General features: G+C 70.1%; 9 protein-coding genes and 1 pseudogene. 1 reads left to right on the top strand and 9 read right to left on the bottom strand.

The features are described from left to right. Positions 1 to 34: 34 nt before the first annotated feature. The 9 genes and pseudogenes from V6R91_RS14345 to V6R91_RS14305 all read right to left on the bottom strand — a co-directional run bounded on the left by V6R91_RS14345 (position 35) and on the right by V6R91_RS14305 (position 15,337). Positions 35 to 1,012, bottom strand: coding sequence for a carbohydrate ABC transporter permease (locus V6R91_RS14345; RefSeq protein WP_336395828.1), 978 nt, complete (start codon positions 1,010 to 1,012; stop codon positions 35 to 37). Beyond that, complete coding sequence (locus tag V6R91_RS14340) at positions 1,009 to 1,956, bottom strand: carbohydrate ABC transporter permease (RefSeq protein WP_336395827.1); 948 nt, start codon at positions 1,954 to 1,956, stop codon at positions 1,009 to 1,011. The genes V6R91_RS14345 and V6R91_RS14340 overlap by 4 nt, the downstream gene beginning before the upstream one ends. Positions 1,957 to 2,032: 76 nt before the next feature. Beyond that, complete coding sequence (locus V6R91_RS14335) at positions 2,033 to 3,415, bottom strand: ABC transporter substrate-binding protein (protein ID WP_336395826.1); 1,383 nt, start codon at positions 3,413 to 3,415, stop codon at positions 2,033 to 2,035. Between the two features lie 115 nt (positions 3,416 to 3,530). Beyond that, complete coding sequence (locus V6R91_RS14330) at positions 3,531 to 6,587, bottom strand: alpha-mannosidase (protein ID WP_336395825.1); 3,057 nt, start codon at positions 6,585 to 6,587, stop codon at positions 3,531 to 3,533. Positions 6,588 to 6,781: 194 nt separating this feature from the next. Beyond that, positions 6,782 to 7,987, bottom strand: a pseudogene (locus tag V6R91_RS14325) (DUF222 domain-containing protein); the annotation flags it as partial. A 25-nt stretch (positions 7,988 to 8,012) separates the two neighbouring features. Next, positions 8,013 to 10,235, bottom strand: coding sequence for an FAD-dependent oxidoreductase (locus V6R91_RS14320; protein WP_336395824.1), 2,223 nt, complete (start codon positions 10,233 to 10,235; stop codon positions 8,013 to 8,015). Positions 10,236 to 10,278: 43 nt separating this feature from the next. Continuing rightward, positions 10,279 to 11,457: a hypothetical protein gene (locus V6R91_RS14315; RefSeq protein WP_336395823.1), complete on the bottom strand. Its 1,179-nt coding sequence runs from the start codon at positions 11,455 to 11,457 to the stop codon at positions 10,279 to 10,281. Next, complete coding sequence (locus tag V6R91_RS14310) at positions 11,454 to 12,017, bottom strand: serine O-acetyltransferase (RefSeq protein WP_336395822.1); 564 nt, start codon at positions 12,015 to 12,017, stop codon at positions 11,454 to 11,456. The genes V6R91_RS14315 and V6R91_RS14310 overlap by 4 nt, the downstream gene beginning before the upstream one ends. A 17-nt stretch (positions 12,018 to 12,034) precedes the next feature. Continuing rightward, positions 12,035 to 15,337: a hypothetical protein gene (locus V6R91_RS14305; protein ID WP_336395821.1), complete on the bottom strand. Its 3,303-nt coding sequence runs from the start codon at positions 15,335 to 15,337 to the stop codon at positions 12,035 to 12,037. A 235-nt stretch (positions 15,338 to 15,572) separates the two neighbouring features. Here V6R91_RS14305 and V6R91_RS14300 point away from each other — a divergent pair, with 235 nt between their 5' ends. After that, positions 15,573 to 16,817 (top strand): ROK family transcriptional regulator, encoded by a 1,245-nt coding sequence (locus V6R91_RS14300; RefSeq protein WP_336395820.1) that lies wholly within the window; start codon positions 15,573 to 15,575, stop codon positions 16,815 to 16,817. The last annotated feature ends 5 nt before the right edge of the window (positions 16,818 to 16,822 follow it).

The following is a 16,822-nucleotide window of genomic DNA, read 5'->3' as shown; positions in this document are numbered from 1 at the left end:
CCCCGGGACGACGACCGTCGCTCGTCGTCCCGGATCAGCCCTTGATCGCGCCGGCCTGACCCGCGCTGCGTAGGAACTGCTTCTGGAAGATCAGGAAGAGCAGCACCGGCAGGATCACCGAAATGAACATGCCCGCCATGAGCAGGCTCATCTCCGCGCTCGACGTGACCTTGTACAGCCCCACCGACAGCGGCTGCATGTCCGGCTTGGGCAGCACCAGCAGCGGCCAGAGGAACTCCTTCCATGCGCCGATGATGGTGATGAGCGACGTGACGCCGATGATCGGCTTCGACATGGGCAGCACGATCCGCCAGAAGATCTGCACGTTGCTCGCGCCGTCGATGCGCGCCGCCTCGAACACGTCGCGCGGCAGGCTCTCGAAGAAGCGCGACACCAGCAGCACGTTGAAGGCGTTCGCGGCTCCCGGCAGCCACACGGCCCAGAACGTGTTGATGAGGTTCAGGTGCAGCAGCGGCATGTCCAGCACGGTGACGTACTGCGCGATCAGCGAGACGACGCCCGGGATGAACAGGGTCGCGAGCACGGCGCCGTTGATCACCTTGGCGTACTTCGGTCGCAGGATCGTCAGCCCGTACGCCCCGGTGAGCGCGACCAACATCCCGAAGAACCAGACGCCCACGGCGATCCACACCGTGTTCATCAAGTAGGTGCCGATGTCGATCTTGAACCAGGCGTCGACGAGGTTCTGCCACTGGATGCCGCTCGGCCACCAGCCGAAGGGCTCGCGGAGGATGTCCTGCGACGTCGACACCGCCGCCTTGGCGAGCCACATCAGCGGCCCCGCCGAGATGACCACGAGCACCGCGATCAGGACGACATTGAGGATGCCGAGGCCGATCCGGGTGCTGCGCTGACGGCGGTCGAGCTCGGAGAGGTTGGTGCGGTCTTGGGACTCCGCCTTCTTCTCCAGGCGGGTGGGTCGCACGCGCGGCGTGGCCTGCTTTCCCGTGACGATGGCCTCGGTGCTCGGCGGGATCAGGGTGTCGGTCATGATTTGCTCCAGCTCCGGGTGAGCCGCAGATACACGGCGGAGACGATCGTGAGGACCACGGCCAGCAACAGGCTCAACGCCGTCGCCTTGCCGTAGTCGCCCTGCTGGAAGGCGTAGTTGTAGATGAGCATCAGCACCGTGGTGGTGCGGTTGACGGGGCCGCCGCCGGTCATCACGAACGGCTCCGTGAACACCTGCATCGTGCCGATGATCTGCAGCAGGAGCATCAGCAGCATGATTCCGCGCAGTTGCGGCAGGGTGATGTGCCAGAAGCGGCGGACCACGCGCGCGCCGTCCATCTCCGCCGCCTCGTACAGCTCCGGCGGGACGGACATCAGCGCGGCCAGGTAGATGATCGTGGACTGCCCGAACCCGGCCCAGGTGGCCTGGATGACGATCGAGAGCATCGCCGAGTTGCCGTCCTGCAGCCAGGGCAGGGGGCCGACGCCGAAGACACCGAGCACGGAGTTGAACAGGCCGTTGGGCGACGGGTCGTAGAACTGCTTCCACAGCAGCACCGACACCACGGGCGGGATGATCACCGGCAGATAGGCGAGCACGCTCGCAACCTGGCGGGTGCGTCGCATCTCCGCCATGAAGGTCGCGAGCAGGATCGGGACGGGGAAGCCGATCAGCAGAGCGAGCACCGCGAACAGGAGCGTGTTGCCCACGGCGGTCGCCAGCAGCGGATCCGCGAGGACGCGGTGGAAGTTCTCCAGGCCGACCCAGCTGGGCTCGGTGACCAGGTTCGTCTTCTGCAGCGCCAGGGTGAGGCTGCGCAGAATGGGCCACCACGCGAAGTAGCCGAACACGAACAGCATCGGGACGAAGAACAGGAACGTGGAGATCCCGCCGTTTCGGACCCAGGCGACGACACGGCGTCCGAGGGGTCGGCGTGTCGCGGGACGGAGGTCGGGAGCCTCCGAGGTGATCGGTTGCGCCATGGGCTCGATCCTCTCGCGGATGGAAGGGGTGGGGTGCCGGGTGCGAGGGCGATGTCCCCGCACCCGGCAGTTCGGATCAGCCGGCGTCGACGAGCGCCTGCACCTGCTTCTCGGCCTCGGCCAGCAGCGCGTCGATGTCGGCGTTCTCGTCGGTCAGCACCGCCTGCGCGATCGGGTCGAGCGCGGCGTACAGCTCCTGCGCCTTGACGGACGGCTCCGGCACGATGTCGAGGTCGGACTCCAGGTACGCGGTGTAGTTCTCCCGCGCGACGTTGATGCTGCCGGCGATCCACTCCAGGTACTGGTCGTACGCCTCCTGGCTCACGATCGGCAGCTCCGGCGCGCCGACCGGGCGCCCGTCCGCGGCCTGGGACGCGGCGAGGTCGACCGCCTTGGCCTCGTCGGTGTACTTGCTCAGCCAGTAGTAGTCGGTCCACTTCACCGCCGCGGCCAGCTCTTCCGGCGTCGCCTTGGGGTTGAACCACTGGATCGCGCCGCCGCCGAGGGCGCCGAGGCCCTTCGAGCCCTGCGGGAGCGGGGCGATGCCGATGTCCTCGCCCTTCATGCCGCGGTTGACCACGAGGTCGTTGTAGATCGTGGCCCCGTTGATCGTCTGGCCCACGTTGCCGCCGGCGTACTCGTTGCGGATGTCGTCACCGCCGAGCAGGAAGTTGGCTCCGGCCGCGTTCGCAGTCCACCGGACGTCCTTCAACAGCTGCAGCGAGTCCTTCATCGCGTCGGTGTCGATCGTCACGGTGGCCTTGTCGCCCTTGACCTCCTGCACGAGCGCGCCGTTGCTGTACGACATGGTCGTCAGCAGCCAGCCGCCCTGATTGCCCGTGGTCGGGATGACGAAGCCCGTCTTGCCGGTCTTCTCGGCGATGGTCTTCGCGTTCTCGAGCACGCCCTTCCAGTCCGTCGGGGCGGCGTCCGGGTCCAGGCCCGCCTGCGTGTAGAGCGCGCGGTTGTAGATGAGGCCCATCGTGTAGGCCTGGCGCACGATCCCGTAGGTGCGGTCGTCGGCCTGGACGACCGACTTCAGCTCGGGGCTGAGGTCGGCGATCGCGGGGATCTCGTCGACGAGCTCGGTGACGTCCGCGGCCTGCCCGCGCTGGATGAGCGCCTGCATGTCCGTGAACGGGATGGCGAGCGTCGTGGGGGCGGTGCCCCCGACGAGCAGGGCGTTGAAGGTCGAGGTGTCGTACTTCGTCTCCTCGCCCTTCACCGTGATGTTCGGGTTCTCCTTCTCGAAGGCCTCCACGCGCTCGTTGAAGGTCGCCAGCGACTCGGCCTGGTCGGCCGTCGGCATCTCTCCGACGATGATCGTGACCTTGGCGTCCGGATCCGGCTTCGCGTCGCCGCCGGCGGGGGCGCCGGACGAGCAGCCGGCAAGGGTGATGCCGGCGACGGCCGCCGTGGCGATGACGCCCAGCGCCCTGGTCTTCCTGGTGATGTGCATTGCTACTCCTTCGTAGGGGACGGCACCGCGTCCGCTGTGGTGCATCGGGATGGCGAGAGTTCGGGTCGTGGTGCTTCTTTCGGGTCTGCGACGACGGCACGGGGCCTCGCCGCGCTCATCCCTGCGCGGCCGTTCCTCTCGCGACGCGCAGGGTGAGGAGCTGGAAGGGACGGAGGGTCAGGCGGGCATCGGCGCCGCCCAGGACGGCGTCCGCGGGCGGCTCGACCTCTCGCTCGAGAAGATCGACGACGCGCAGGCCGGCGATGCCGGGGACGTCGAAGACGACCTCGGTGGTCGCCCGTGCGCCCTCGGACTCGTAGAGACGCACGATGAGGTCGCCCGAGCGGTCCTCGGACAGCTTCACGGACTCCACGCGCACGGCGGGATGGGTCACGCGCACCAGCGGCGCCACCTCGCGCGCCCCGGTCACGGTGCGCACGGGGAGGTTGATCCGGTACCCCTCGTCGACGGCCGCACGGATGTCGGCGCCGGGGCGGATGGAGACGGCGAGGGTGTGCGTGCCGATGTCCGCGGTGGGGTCGGGGAAGACGGGGGCGCGCAGCAGCGACAGCCGCACGGTCGTGGTGGCTCCGCCGTCGGCACGGGTCGTGCGCGATACGTCGTGGCCGTAGGTGGACTCGTTCGCGATCGCGACGCCGTAGCCCGGCTCCGCGACGTGGATCCAGCGGTGCGCGGAGATCTCGAAGCGCGCGGCGTCCCACGACGTGTTCGTATGGGTGGGGCGGAACACGTGGCCGAACTGCGTCTCGGCCGCCGACCGGTCGGCGTGCACGTCGAGCGGGAAGGCGAGCTTGAGCAGATGCCTGGTCTCGTGCCAATCCACGTCGAACAGCAGACGAAGGGCGTCGGCGTCGGTGTCGAGGCGGATGGTCTCGACGATGCGGGATCCGCCGAACGAGCGCTCGACGACCACGGCGGCCCCGCGATCGTCCTGCTCCGCCCGGATCGCGTCCACGTCGACGAGATCCCTCCCGACCCGGCGGTAGTGCTCGTCGATGTCCCACGCGTCCCACTTGTTCGGGATGTCGCGGAACAGCTGCAGCAGGTTGCCGGCCGCGCCGGGGGCGATCGCCTCCCGTCCGGATGCGGCATCGATCAGAGAGACCAGCAGGCCCCGTCCGTCGATCATGGCGCGGACTCGTCCGTTGTCGAGGACGAAGCCGTCGCCCTCCGCCGTCACTGTCGCCGTGGATGCGGACGACGCGGCCTCGGCGATGCCGAAGGCGGCGACCGCGTCGTCGTTCTGCGGCCGCGGATTCAGCACGAGGGTGCGCTCGCCCGCACCGACCAGGGCTGCCGCGGAGTCGGCGATGATCCGCTCGGCCGCGTCGGCGACCTCCGCGTAGCTGCGCGCCACGTCCTCGTACACCCAGGCGATCGAGCACCCGGGCAGGACGTCGTGGAACTGGTTCAGCAGCACCGTGTGCCAGCTCGTCTCCAGCACGTCGTACGGATAGGGAACGCCTTCGCGCACCGCCGCGGTGGCCGCCCACAGCTCCGCCTCCCTCAGGACGTGCTCGCTGCGTCGGTTGTTCTGCTTCGTGTGGTGCTGCGAGGTGAGCGACCCGCGGTGCAGCTCCAGGTACAGCTCGCCGGACCAGACCGGCGGCTCCGGGTACTCCTCCTCCACCCGCTCGAAGAAGCGTGCGGGCGAGTCGATCGTGACCGTGGGGGACCCTTCGAGGGAGCGCAGTCGGGATGCCGCCGCGATCATCTCGCGGGTCGGGCCGCCGCCCCCATCACCCCAGCCGAACGGCACAAGCGAGAGCGAGGACGCCCCCGCCTCGCGGAAGCTGCGCTCAGCGTGCGCCAGCTCCTCGCCGTTCAGCTCCGAGATGTACGTGTCGGCCGAGGGGAAGTGGGTGAGGACGCGCGTTCCGTCGATGCCCTCCCAGAGGAAGGTGTGGTGCGGCATCTGGTTGGTCTGGTTCCAGGAGATCTTCTGCGTGACGAACCACTTCGATCCGCTCGCCGCAATGATCTGCGGAAGAGCGGCGGAATAGCCGAACGTGTCCGGCACCCACACCTCGAGGGTGTCGACGCCGAACTCCTCAAGGAAGAAGCGCTTGCCGGCAACGAACTGGCGGGCCATCGCCTCCCCGCCCGGCATGTTGATGTCGGGCTCGACCCACATGCCGCCTACGGGGAGGAACTGTCCGCCCGCGACCTTCTCCTTGATCCGCGCGAACAGCGCCGGATAGAAGTCCTTCATCCACTTCAGCTGCTGCGCCGAGGAGCACGCGAAGCGGAACTCCGGGTACTCGTCCATCAGCGACAGCGCGTTCGAGAACGTACGCGCGCACTTGCGAATCGTCTCGCGGAACGGCCAGAGCCACGCCGAGTCGATGTGCGCGTGGCCGATCGCCACGACCTCGTGCGCGCTCGCGCTGGCGGGGCTCGCCAGGACCTCGGCGATCTCGGTGCGGGCGTCGGCGGCGGTGCCGGCGATGTCGGCCGGATCCGCGATGTCCATCATCCGTTCCAGGGCACGCAGGATCCTGTGCCGACGCGGGTTCTCCGCGGACAGCTCCCGCATCAGGCCGTTGAGCGTCCAGACGTCGCGGCACAGCTCCCACACCGTCTCGTCGAGCAGGGCGACCCCGAACGTTCGCAGGGTGTACAGGGGCGCGTCCGGAGCGGTCTCCTTGGCGCCGAACGGGGTGGGAAGGAAGTCGTAGTCGCCCGCGACGTCCGGGTTCGCGGCGCCCTCGACGAAGACGTCCACCTCATCGCCGGGACCGCCGCTCCACGGCAGGTAGGACGAGCGCGGGGAGACGGCCTTGATGATCGTGCCGTCCGCGCGGTATCCGAGCCCCTCGGACTGGAAGCCGGGACGATCGCCGAAGAAGCCGAGGTCGACGACGACCTCGAGGCGGGTGCGTGCGGGAAGCGCGCCGTCGTCGTCGAACCATTCCGTCGGGATGGTTCCGGCGCCGTGGAACCAGACGGTCGACCACGGGCGTCCCCAGGCGAGCGGCAGTTCGACGGGGACGTAGGGGGCGGCGAGCGCCTCGGCGGCGGGGACGGGCTCGTCCGGGACCTCCCACGCGGAGACCTGCAGGGGGCTCACAGCACGGTAGACGGCGGGCGTGAGGAACTCCGCGATGAAACGCTCGAGACGCTCCTCGGTGATGACCCGGTTGTCGTGCACTGCTGTCCTCTTCGTTGAAGCCCGTCCGCCTTCGCGGATGCCGTGATCCCGGCGGGATGCCGGAGCAGTCCGGCTTCTCGTTACGCTAATTCAACTTGATTGATTTTGTCAACGAGAGGGAGTCAACCCCTGGTCCCGCGGTGTTTCGGCGCGCGATGTTCGGCGCGCGGTGCGCACGATCGCGGCTCGGTGCGTCAGATGAAGGCGACGCGGCGGGGTGCCCTGTCGCGGTAGGTGCGACCGAGAGGACTGCGCCATTCGATGGTTCCGTCAGGGAGCTGCCGCGCCGCCCACCGGTGCGGGTCGGGAACGTCCGGATGCTTCAGCACATGGTGGGCAGGGCAGAAGTGCGCCAAGTTGTCCACCGCGGTCGGACCACCGAGGGCGTGATCGTGATGGTGGTCGATCTGGCACCGATGCACGGGCTGGCGGTACCCCGGGAACCGACACCGTTGATCGCGCGCCCGCAGATGTCGGCGCATGGCCTCGGTGGGACGGTATGCGTCCGTCACGGTGACCATCTCGGTCGCGTCGGTGAAGAGCCGGGACCATTCTCCGGACGCCCCGGCGAGGGCCCGCGCCGTCTCCGCATCCATCGGACCGTACCCATCCAGCTCTGCCGGATGGTCATCCGCCCCGGTCAGCGTCGGCGCGGAGAGAGTGATCTGCACGCGCCCGCGGATGCCCTCCAGCCCCGTCCCGTGCACCGCAGTCGGGTCCGCGGCGAGCAGCAGGTCCACGAACAGGTCGGCCCGGATCTGATCCGCGGTCCGCTCGTCCACGATCCGCCCCAGAACCGGAGCGCCGCCGGTGCTGTCGGGGAGGTCGTCGGTCACCTCGTCGACAGCCGCATCCCAGGGATCCAGTTCGTTCTCATGGAGCCAGAACACGCCATGCCCGGACTCATCCAGGCCGCCCACGATCTCCTCGAACTCGTCGTCACGACCCGGGTGAGAGCTCTGCGCGCGGATCACCTGAGCCAGCTGCGCGAGTCGGTCCTTGATCGCGACCGAGTACACCTCGGGGATCACCGCCGTGAGCAACGCGAGACCATCGTCCAGCGAGCGGATCGTGACGCAGCGCTCCGCCGCCGCCCCCCGGTGACGCTCCTCGACCGTCTGCGGAACGAGAGCCGCCGCGACCTGCCGCGCGTGCACGCGCGTGCGCGGCGCCGAGTCCCCCTCCGCAACCGGGACGACCGCCGCCTCGAACAGCCCAAGAGTCTCGGGCACGACGGCCCCGTTCCGGATCGCCTCGCGGACGACGTCTGCCGCACTCACGATCTGCCGCACGTGCGCGCCGGAGATCGTGCCGGCCGCCCAGGCGGTGCGCACCGCAGGAAGCGCTTCGTGCAGCGCCTCCGCATCCGCGAACGCGGCCTCCACCGCACCCTTCGCCGCCCGGCCCGCGGCCGCGTACTCGGGATCAGGCGAAGACGCGGACCGCCGAGATCATCGCGCGAGGGTCGCCGTTGGTCGCCGTCACGACGATCCTCACGGCATCCGCCGACACCGGCTCCACCGGATGGACCCGGCGCCGCACCCTGTTCCCCGCGATCTCAGCGAGCACCCGCCAGGCCCCGCCGACCTGCGCCTCGATGCGATAGTCGCGCACGAGCTCGGGCATCACGAGGAACGGCGTCGCGTGGTGATGCAGGTTGATCAGGTCCTCGTCGACGTCGTCGTTGAAGATCAGCTCCACGCGCCCGATCCGCTGCGCGCTGTCCCACCGCAGCTCGAGCCATTCCTCCTCCGCGAGCGTCTCGGACGACCACAGCTGCGGGCCGTCGAACGGGCGTGCGAGACCACCGATCACCCGGTCCGCGCCGTAGGCGTCGGTACGGGGTGACACGGAGAAGCGCGGTGCGCGGCGCCGCAGTTCCACCGCGGACCACTCGTTCGTCTGCGGATCCGCGCGCAGCACACCGGGCTCCCGGGCGAGCAGTCCGAGCACGCCGTAGGGCGCCCGCTCGTCGCCGACGAGCACGGCGAGGTCCGGGTGGCGCCGCACGATCACCACGGCGTCGGCGGGCTGCGCCGGCTCGTGATCGAACCGCACCTCCAGCTCTCCCCGCCCGGCGCCCACCTCCACCTCACGGACCGCGATCCGCTCGACCGGGATGTGGTTCATCCCGTTGCCGGTCCCCCACAGCTCCACGACGACCGTCGCGGGCGCCGACGCGTCGACCCCGAGCCGCAGCACGTCGAGCCTCGGATGCACGGGCAGCAACAGCGCGAAGTCCCGCTCCGCGAGGGAGATCGGGACGTCGCCGCCCACGGCCTCGAGCGCGCGCAGGGTCGAGGAGGCCGTCGCCGTCGCCGTGAACGCCAGATCGGCGGCGTCGGCCCACGGGATGCCGAGAACGGATGCGTCCTGCCGCACGAGGGCGGACTGCAGCTCCGCGAGGTGCGTGGCGCCGACCTCCCGCGGCGTGACGCCATGGCGCGCCGCGATCGCCGCTCCCGTCCCGGCGGCCTCACCGGTCACCGCGCACGTCGCCATCACCCGCGTCGTCCCGAACGCCACGTGGGTGGCGGAGATGTCCCGCCCCGCCATGAGCATGTTCGTCACGTTCACGGAGTACAGCGAGCGGAACGGGATCTCATACACGCCGGGACCGTGCAGGTGCCGCGATCCCGCCGCATCCGAGTAGACCCCGCCGGGGGGATGCAGGTCGATCGACCAGCCGCCGAAACCGATGTTGTCGGGGAAGCGCGTCTGACCGAGGATGTCGTGCTGCGTGAGCACGTGGTCGCCGATGAACCGGCGGTACTCGCGTTTGCCCGGCACGGTCCCGACCCACTCCAGCGTGAGCGTGTCGGCGTCGAACTCGCCCGAGTTCTTGATGTGATCCCAGATCCCGAAGACGGCGCCCCACAGTTCGTCGCGGATGGCCTCGTTGTCGTCGACGGCATCGAGCTCGCCGCCCCACTCGATCCACCAGTAGTCGCAGCCGTTCATGGACGTGTCGATGTGCCGGTGGATCGGGATGCCCGCGGCCGCGACGTCCTTCGTGATCCCGGGCGGGACGAACCGCACGGGGGCTCCCGTGTCCTTCGTGTAGAACAGGATCGTGCTGCCGAGCATCTCGGCGTCCGCGGCCTCGGGCGCCCACGGCTCGCCGTGCGCGCGACGATCCTCCCGCCCGGTCAGGAACCGCGCGCCGGCCAGATGGCCCACCAGCCCGTCGCCGGTGCAGTCGACGAACACCGGCGAGGTGAACCGGATGCGCTTCTCGGATCCCGCCTGCCAGCCGGTCACCGCGCGGATGATCCGCTCATCCTCGGGACCGTGCGCGTCGACCTCGTGCACATCCGTGTTGAGGAACAGCGTGATGTTCTCCTCGGCACGGACCGCGTCGAGGAGGACGTGATCCCACAGCACCGGGTTGCCCTCGGGATTGCGCCACTGGTTCTCCAGGAACAGCTCTCCCATGATCCCGGTCTCCCGGGCGAACTTCTGCGCCCCGTGCGCGGTGCCGCCCACGATCCACACCCTCACCTCGCTGGACGAGTTGCCGCCGAGCACCGGCCGGTTGTTGATCAGGGCGACGCGGGCCCCGTTGCGCGCCGCGGCGATGGCTGCGGCGACGCCGGCGGGGCCGCCGCCGATCACGGTCACGTCGGAGGCATGGGTGAGGTGCTGCACGGTTCTCCTGGAGGGTGGGAAAGGACGGTCGGACGGGCAGCGATCAGGCCACCGGGACGACGGCGGCGCCCCGGCGCAGGATCCTGCCCGCCGCATCGCGCTCGACGTGGGAGAACACGACGGCCGAGCCGTCCGGGGTGAACGACGGGTGCGGGTGATACGGATGCGCGATGAACCCGGTCTCGGCGAGCGTACGACGAGACCCGGTCGCGGCGTCGACGAGGACGATCGTGCTGGCGGTCCCCGCGTCCGCCCACCCGCGACCCGGCGCGTCGGCGGGACCGGTGGTGTCGACGACGATCCGACGACCGTCCCGCGAGACGCCCACATGCCAGTCGCGGTCGCCGGCCGACACGAGCCGCGGCGCGCGCTCGTCAACGAACACCTCGTACACGCCCCGGGGCCCCACGGGGCTCTCGCCGTAGACGATCACGACCGCGCCGGTGTCGTGGAACATCCAGCGCTCATGGCCGAGCGCGACGGCGTCCTGCTCTCCGCGTGTCCCTCGCTCCACGGCGAGGGCCCGCTGGTCCACGACCGGACGCCCCTCGGGCGCGTGCTGCGGATGCCACGCCCAGAGCCGATCGTCGATCGCGGTGGCGGCTCCTTCGTGCGCGTAGCCGATCCAGGACTCGTCGGCGGGCGAGAAGTGGAAGTGGTTCGCGCGCCATGGATGACGGACGATCTCGCGCGTCGCGCCGCTCGCCAGATCCAGCAGCAGCGCGCGGTGCTCCGATCCGCCGTCGTCTCGGCGGCGTCCTTCGGAGATCACGGCCGTGCGGCCGTCCGCCGTGACGCTCGTCAGCCCGTCGAGGCTCCAGCCGTCCGCGGCGCGATACACGACGGACGGCGTCCGCCCGGGCCCCGCGAGCTGCACTCGCAGCACGGCCGATCCCCGTGCGCAGATCAGCACCGGAGCGCCCAGGGCGATGTCGAACCACGGCACGGACCGCGTGGAGTGCTCGGGCGTCCAGACCGGGAACGCCGTCCCGGCCTCCTCCGCGAGAACGTCGGCGGGCAGCAGGACCTCCGGCTCCGGATCTCCCTCCACGTCCCAGCGGACCCCGACGATCTCACCGGCGCCCTGTTCGGCCGAGGCGTCGGCCCGTCCGAGGGCGACCCGACGCCCTCCTTCTCCGTAGTAGCCGTTGCCGTGCGGGTAGGTCGCGTACGAGTCCTCGAGCAGGATCCGCGGGGACGGCGCGTTCGGGCGGGTCGTCATGATGCTCCTTCGGGGACGCGCGCCTCCGGGTGCGCGCTCTCGCGTCGATCGGCGCCGTCCCGGCGGACCGTCGTTCCGGGAGCGACGCTCCGCGACACGAAGGACAGGGCACCGACGGTCGCGCCGGCGCCGACGTGGATCCCTCCGGCGACGACGCTCATCGGGAACAGGCGCACCCGATCCGCGATCACAGGATAGCGACCGGCCCGGTCGGCGCCGAGGGTCGCCCCCTGGTAGATCGCCACCCGATCGCCGACGACGACGCCGATCCCGATCGTGATGCCGTGCGGATGCGGCAGATGCAGGGCGCCCTCGAACCGGGCACCCGGCGACACGTCGCAGGCATGCAGGCTCAGCAGCGCGTTCCGGGCGCACCGTCCCAGCCGACCGCCGCCGGCCGCGAGCCGGAACAGCCAGCCGGCGCGCAGCGACGGATGCGCCAGGGCGCCGAGCCGCACGCGCCGTGGGGACGCCCCGGCGAGCTCATCCTGCAACCGCGCGTCGGCGACGACACCGCGCCACGCGGATCGCAGCCGAGCGCGGACTGAGGAGATGCTCACCGAGGCGTCCTCACCCGTCAGCCGAGGCCGACGATCTGCACGGACTTGAACAGCGCCGGGTTCTTCGGCGCCGCGCCGACGCCGGCTCCCCACTCCAGATATCCGGCACGGGAATCCGTTCCGGGCACGTCGCCGTCGGCGTCGTTCACGAGGAACGACAGGCCCCACACCCCCGCGGGCGGACCGTCGTAGCCGAGCGATGCCCAGGGCACCGACACGGTGTACGTCGTCGTGCCGGCCGCGTCGTCGCGGACGATGTCGGCCACGGCGCCCGGGGTGAGCCCGGCCTCCTGCCCGGCCGGCGGGGTGAAGGTGTACACCGCGGGGCCGTCCGGGCCGAGTGATGCGGCGATCTCGACGCGCTCTCCGCCGAGCACGGTCGGGAACAGGTCGTACGTGTTGAACTGGACGGAGTCGGCCTGCCAGCTCAGCGCCGGGTCGGCGCGGTCGGCGAGATGGACGTCATCGGTGATCGTCGCATGCATCACCAGGGCGTCACCGGTCGCGGTGTACTGGAGGGAGCCGCCGAGATCCTCCGGACCGGTGCGGGTCCCGGAGCGGATCGGCTTCCATTGGCCGAGCGCGTTCAGGTCGATCGGCGCGAGTGCGGCTGCGCCCTCGGGCTCGATCGGCGAGAAGCTCAGCGGACCGGAGTCCGCACGATCCCCGACGCCGGCACGGGCCGTGACGGCGTACGTCTCCGTCCCGAACAGCGTCGGTTCGGCGATGTCCACGCGCACGGTGGCGGATCCGCCGGCCTCGACCGCGGTCGGATCCCCGACGGTTCCGCGACGAGCCCCGAGGGCCCAGTCGATCGTGTCCACGGTCAGCGCGTCATCGGCGTCGTTGTTCACGACGGTGATGTCGAGCCCGTAGGCATACACGCCGTCAGCGCCCTCGATCACCGGACGTGCCGACACCGTGTAGGGGTCGATCACGCGGGTCGCGCCGCGCACCTGAGCCAGCGGCGCCCCGTGCTTGTCGGCCACCGAGACGGTGATCTCGCGCTCCCCGAGCTGGTCGATCGCCGGGAGCGTCAGCTGCGCCTCGCCATCCTTGAGCTTGATCGTCTTCTCCACGCCGTCCGCCGAGACGGTGATCTTCTCGCCCGTGCGCTTCACCCCGTCGGCGACGCGCACGGTGACCGGCAGCTGCTTCTGCTGCACCGAGGTCTCGGGGACCTCCACGGTGAAGGACGGCGCCGCCGATGCGACGGTCACCTCGCCCTCGACGAACACCGGCGAACCCGTGAGCTGGAGGGTGAAGTCGCCGGCCGGGATCTCCTGCGCGCCGCCGAACTGGTCCGTCAGCGTGAAGCCGGAGGCCGACGTGACCGTCACGGTGTCCGTCCCGGTGCTCCACAGCACGCGGGTCGACCGGCCGTCACCGGCGTAGGGGACCGCGTAGGCGCTCTCCGAGCCCAGGTCCTCCCGGGCGCCGATCTCCAGTCCCGCGGTCTTGCGGATCAGCACCGCCTGCGACACGAAGCCGGGCTTGGGGCTGATGCCGTGCACGGCCCCGTACCCGTACTCCCCGCCGGGGCAGACCCAGAGCCAGCACGCGGTGTCGTCGGCACGGTTGATGAGACCGAAGCGGTTCTCCCGCTCGCCGCCGTCGAACCCGTCGTCGTAGAGGTCGTACCAGAGGTACTCGTCCGCCCCGGCGAGCTGAGCCAGCACAGGACCGCGGATCGCGTAGTCCGCCTGCTGCTCCTGCGTGGAGCCGGCGGTGTGCGTCGGCCAGCCGTTCTCCGTCACCCGCAGCGGGATATGGCGATCCCCGTCGGCGTCGTCGATGAGCTGAGCGAGCTGCGCGAGGTTCGCGAGGTCCGTGGCCTGCTCGGGCGGGGTCCCCGGACCGTTCTCCTGGTAGCCGTAGTAGTTCGTGGCGTAGGTGTCGACCTTGTCCAGGCCGCCCTGGGCGATGAAGTCCTGTGCCCAGGCGAGCTGGACTCCCGCCGTGATCGGGGCGATCACGTTCGCGTCCGGGTCAACCGCATGCACGGCGTCGTAGGTCGGGCGGAGGATGTCGAGGTAGCACGCCGCCGTGAGCCCGCACGTGCCGTCGTTGAAGCCCGAGGAGTTGTACTCGTTGAGGATCCCGACGTCATGCGAGAGCCCGGCCGACGAGTAGTGCTCCGCGGTCGCCGCGGCGTAGGCGGCGAACGCCTGGATCGCCTCGGGGCTGGCCGGGGTGCGTCCGTCGTCGTACAGCGGGTTGTCCAGGCCGGCGTTCCACATGACCTGCTGGCCGCGCCCGGCCAGTCCGGTGACGGTCTCCACGCCCTTGCCGTCGAAGGTGTACTCGCCGGCGGCCTTCTCGACTTCGCCCCACGTCGTCTCGATTCGACTGAGCCCGTAGCCGGAGAGCACCATGGCATCCATGAGCGCGTCGGCGTACACCGGCGCCTGCCAGCCACGGTGCATCTGCGTGCCGAGGAAGGCGTTCTCGGCGTTCCACGCCGGCGGCGGATCGTCCAGCACCGCGAGGCTCGTGGTTCGCGTCACCGGCACCCCGTTCACCTCGGCGGTCACGTCGAGCGTGTAGTAGCCGAACGGCAGGTCGGTCAGGTCGACCGCGCCCTCCCCGTCGGCCACGGCGGCGGTGCCGGTGCGCAGCTCCACGTCGTTCTCGTCGCCCAGGCGCCAGCTCACCTCGTCCGCCGGTGTCGCCACCTGCACGGAGGACTCCCCCTCCTTGAAGATCAATGAGGGGCTCATGATCGCCAGCGAGTCGAGCGCCGCGACGGGCTGATCCGTGAACGTGACCTCGACCTTCGAGAAGCACACGGGCGGCATCGATCCCTGACCCGCCTTGACGTTGAGACGGAAGTCGCTGCCGTTCGAGCGGTTCGCGAAGTTGATGTCCGTCAGCTCGAAGGTGGCGGTCTTCCACGTCTGGGTGTCGGTGAGCTGCTGGTTGGTGGAACCGGTCCACGGCCCGGACTTCGCGTCGTAGTGGATGTCGAAGCCGCTCGTCCCGGCGTCGAAGTAGTCGACCGTGACGATGGCCCGGGCCGCGTCGTCGGGGATCACCTCATCGGCGACGTCGACGTACACGTAGCGGACGTAGGGATCGTTCTGCATCTGCCAGCATTCGACGCCGTCGACGGTCGCCGCCACGGCGGCGGGATCCTTCGACGCATCGCCGGGCCGCACCTTCGCGACTCCGTCGAGCTGAGGTGTGGCCGAGAAGACGGCCGTGGCGTCGGGACTGAGGGCGACGGCCGGCGCTGCGGCGATCCCTCCGGTCAGGACCGAGGCGATGAGCGCTCCGGTCGCCACGCCTGTGAGCGCGGTCGTTCGGCGTCGTAGACGCATGGTTCTCCCTTGTTCGACTTCTTCGTCGCGGAGCTCCGTCGGAATGGCGCAGGACGGATCCACTTACTTCTTCACTTCTATTGAATAAGTTAGGGGAACGGATGCGCGGGCACAAGGGGCGGCCGGAGGATCCGCATGACGATCTGCGGGATCGCCATTTTGTAAACCAACTAGAATAAGCCGACGCGTGCGACAGCCGCACACCAGCGACGTCGCCGGTGAGGGAGGAGTCTCCGTGACGCAGAGTCAGAGCCGCGGAACGAACATGCCACGGGTGGCGGATTTCAACGAGGCCGTCGTGCTCAACGCCATCCGCCGCGCACCAGGGGGACGCAGCCGCGTCGAGCTCACGGAGGAGAGCGGGCTGTCCGCGCAGACCGTCTCCAACATCTGCCGGCGGCTGCTCGATCAGCAGCTCATCGTGGAGACCGGCAAGCAGGCAGTGGCGTTCGGCAAGCCCCGGACCATGCTCGATCTGAATCCGAGCGGCTGCTATGCGATCGGCGTGCACATCGATCCGGCGGTGATCACCTATGTGCTGCTCGACTTCACCGGCCGCGTCGTCGTCGACGCCAGCCACGCGACGCCCGCCGTCCAGGATCCCGACTCCGTGCTGGCGCAGATCAACGAGCAGATCGCATCCCTCATCGCTGCCGCCCCGATCGAGCGCGATCGCATCCTCGGCATCGGGATCGCCTCCCCCGGGCCCGTAGACGTCACCCGCGGCCTCGTGCTGGACCCGCCGCACCTGCCGGACTGGCACCAGGTCCCACTGCGCGACAACATCCACGAGGCGACGGGGCTGCCCGTCCTGCTGGACAAGGACGTCATCGCGGGCGCGGTCGCGGAGCAGTGGGCGGGCGGCACCGACGGGCCCCGGAACTTCGTGTTCCTCTATCTTGGGACCGGCGTGGGCCTGGGTATCGTGATCGACGACATCGTCGTGCGCGGGATCTCCAGCAACGCCGGGGACGTCGGCCTGCTCCCCGTCTCCGCCGATGAGTTCGGCGATCGGTACACGCAGCCGTTCCGCGCGTTCTGGCAGGCGGGATCGCCGCAGAGCCTCGCCGCCGAAGGCGTCGCCGCCGGCGTGCTCCCGCCAGACACCGATCTGTCGACGCCCGCCACGGCGGAGGCCGCGTTCCACGACCTGTGCGCCCGCGCGGACGCCGGAGACGCCGGTGCGATCGAGATCCTGGATCGCGCCGCCCGCTCCACCGCGTCCGCCATCCTGACGGTGGCGAACCTCCTCGACGTGGATGCGATCATCATCGGCGGTGCGATGTGGGAGCACCTCTCCGAGCGCTTCCTCCGGATCATCCGCCCGATCGTCACGGAGGGCGCGATCGCCCGCCAGCTGCACGAGGTGACCATCACCGGGACCGCCCTCGGTGCCGACGTCGCCGCCATCGGCGCCGCCTGCCTGGTGCTCGACAACAAGTTCTCCCCCCGCCCCGCGACGCTCCAGCTCGGGCGCTGATCCGC

The sequence above is a fragment of the Microbacterium sp. CCNWLW41 genome, from assembly GCF_037083505.1.
This window is presented reverse-complemented; position numbering and strand designations above follow the sequence as displayed.

Excerpts from the sequence above, each read along its gene's own strand:
- V6R91_RS14345 (WP_336395828.1), bottom strand. The coding sequence starts at position 1,012 with ATGACCGACACCCTGATCCCGCCGAGCACCGAGGCCATCGTCACGGGA.
- V6R91_RS14340 (WP_336395827.1), bottom strand. The coding sequence starts at position 1,956 with ATGGCGCAACCGATCACCTCGGAGGCTCCCGACCTCCGTCCCGCGACA.
- V6R91_RS14335 (WP_336395826.1), bottom strand. The coding sequence starts at position 3,415 with ATGCACATCACCAGGAAGACCAGGGCGCTGGGCGTCATCGCCACGGCG.
- V6R91_RS14315 (WP_336395823.1), bottom strand. The coding sequence starts at position 11,457 with ATGACGACCCGCCCGAACGCGCCGTCCCCGCGGATCCTGCTCGAGGAC.
- V6R91_RS14305 (WP_336395821.1), bottom strand. The coding sequence starts at position 15,337 with ATGCGTCTACGACGCCGAACGACCGCGCTCACAGGCGTGGCGACCGGA.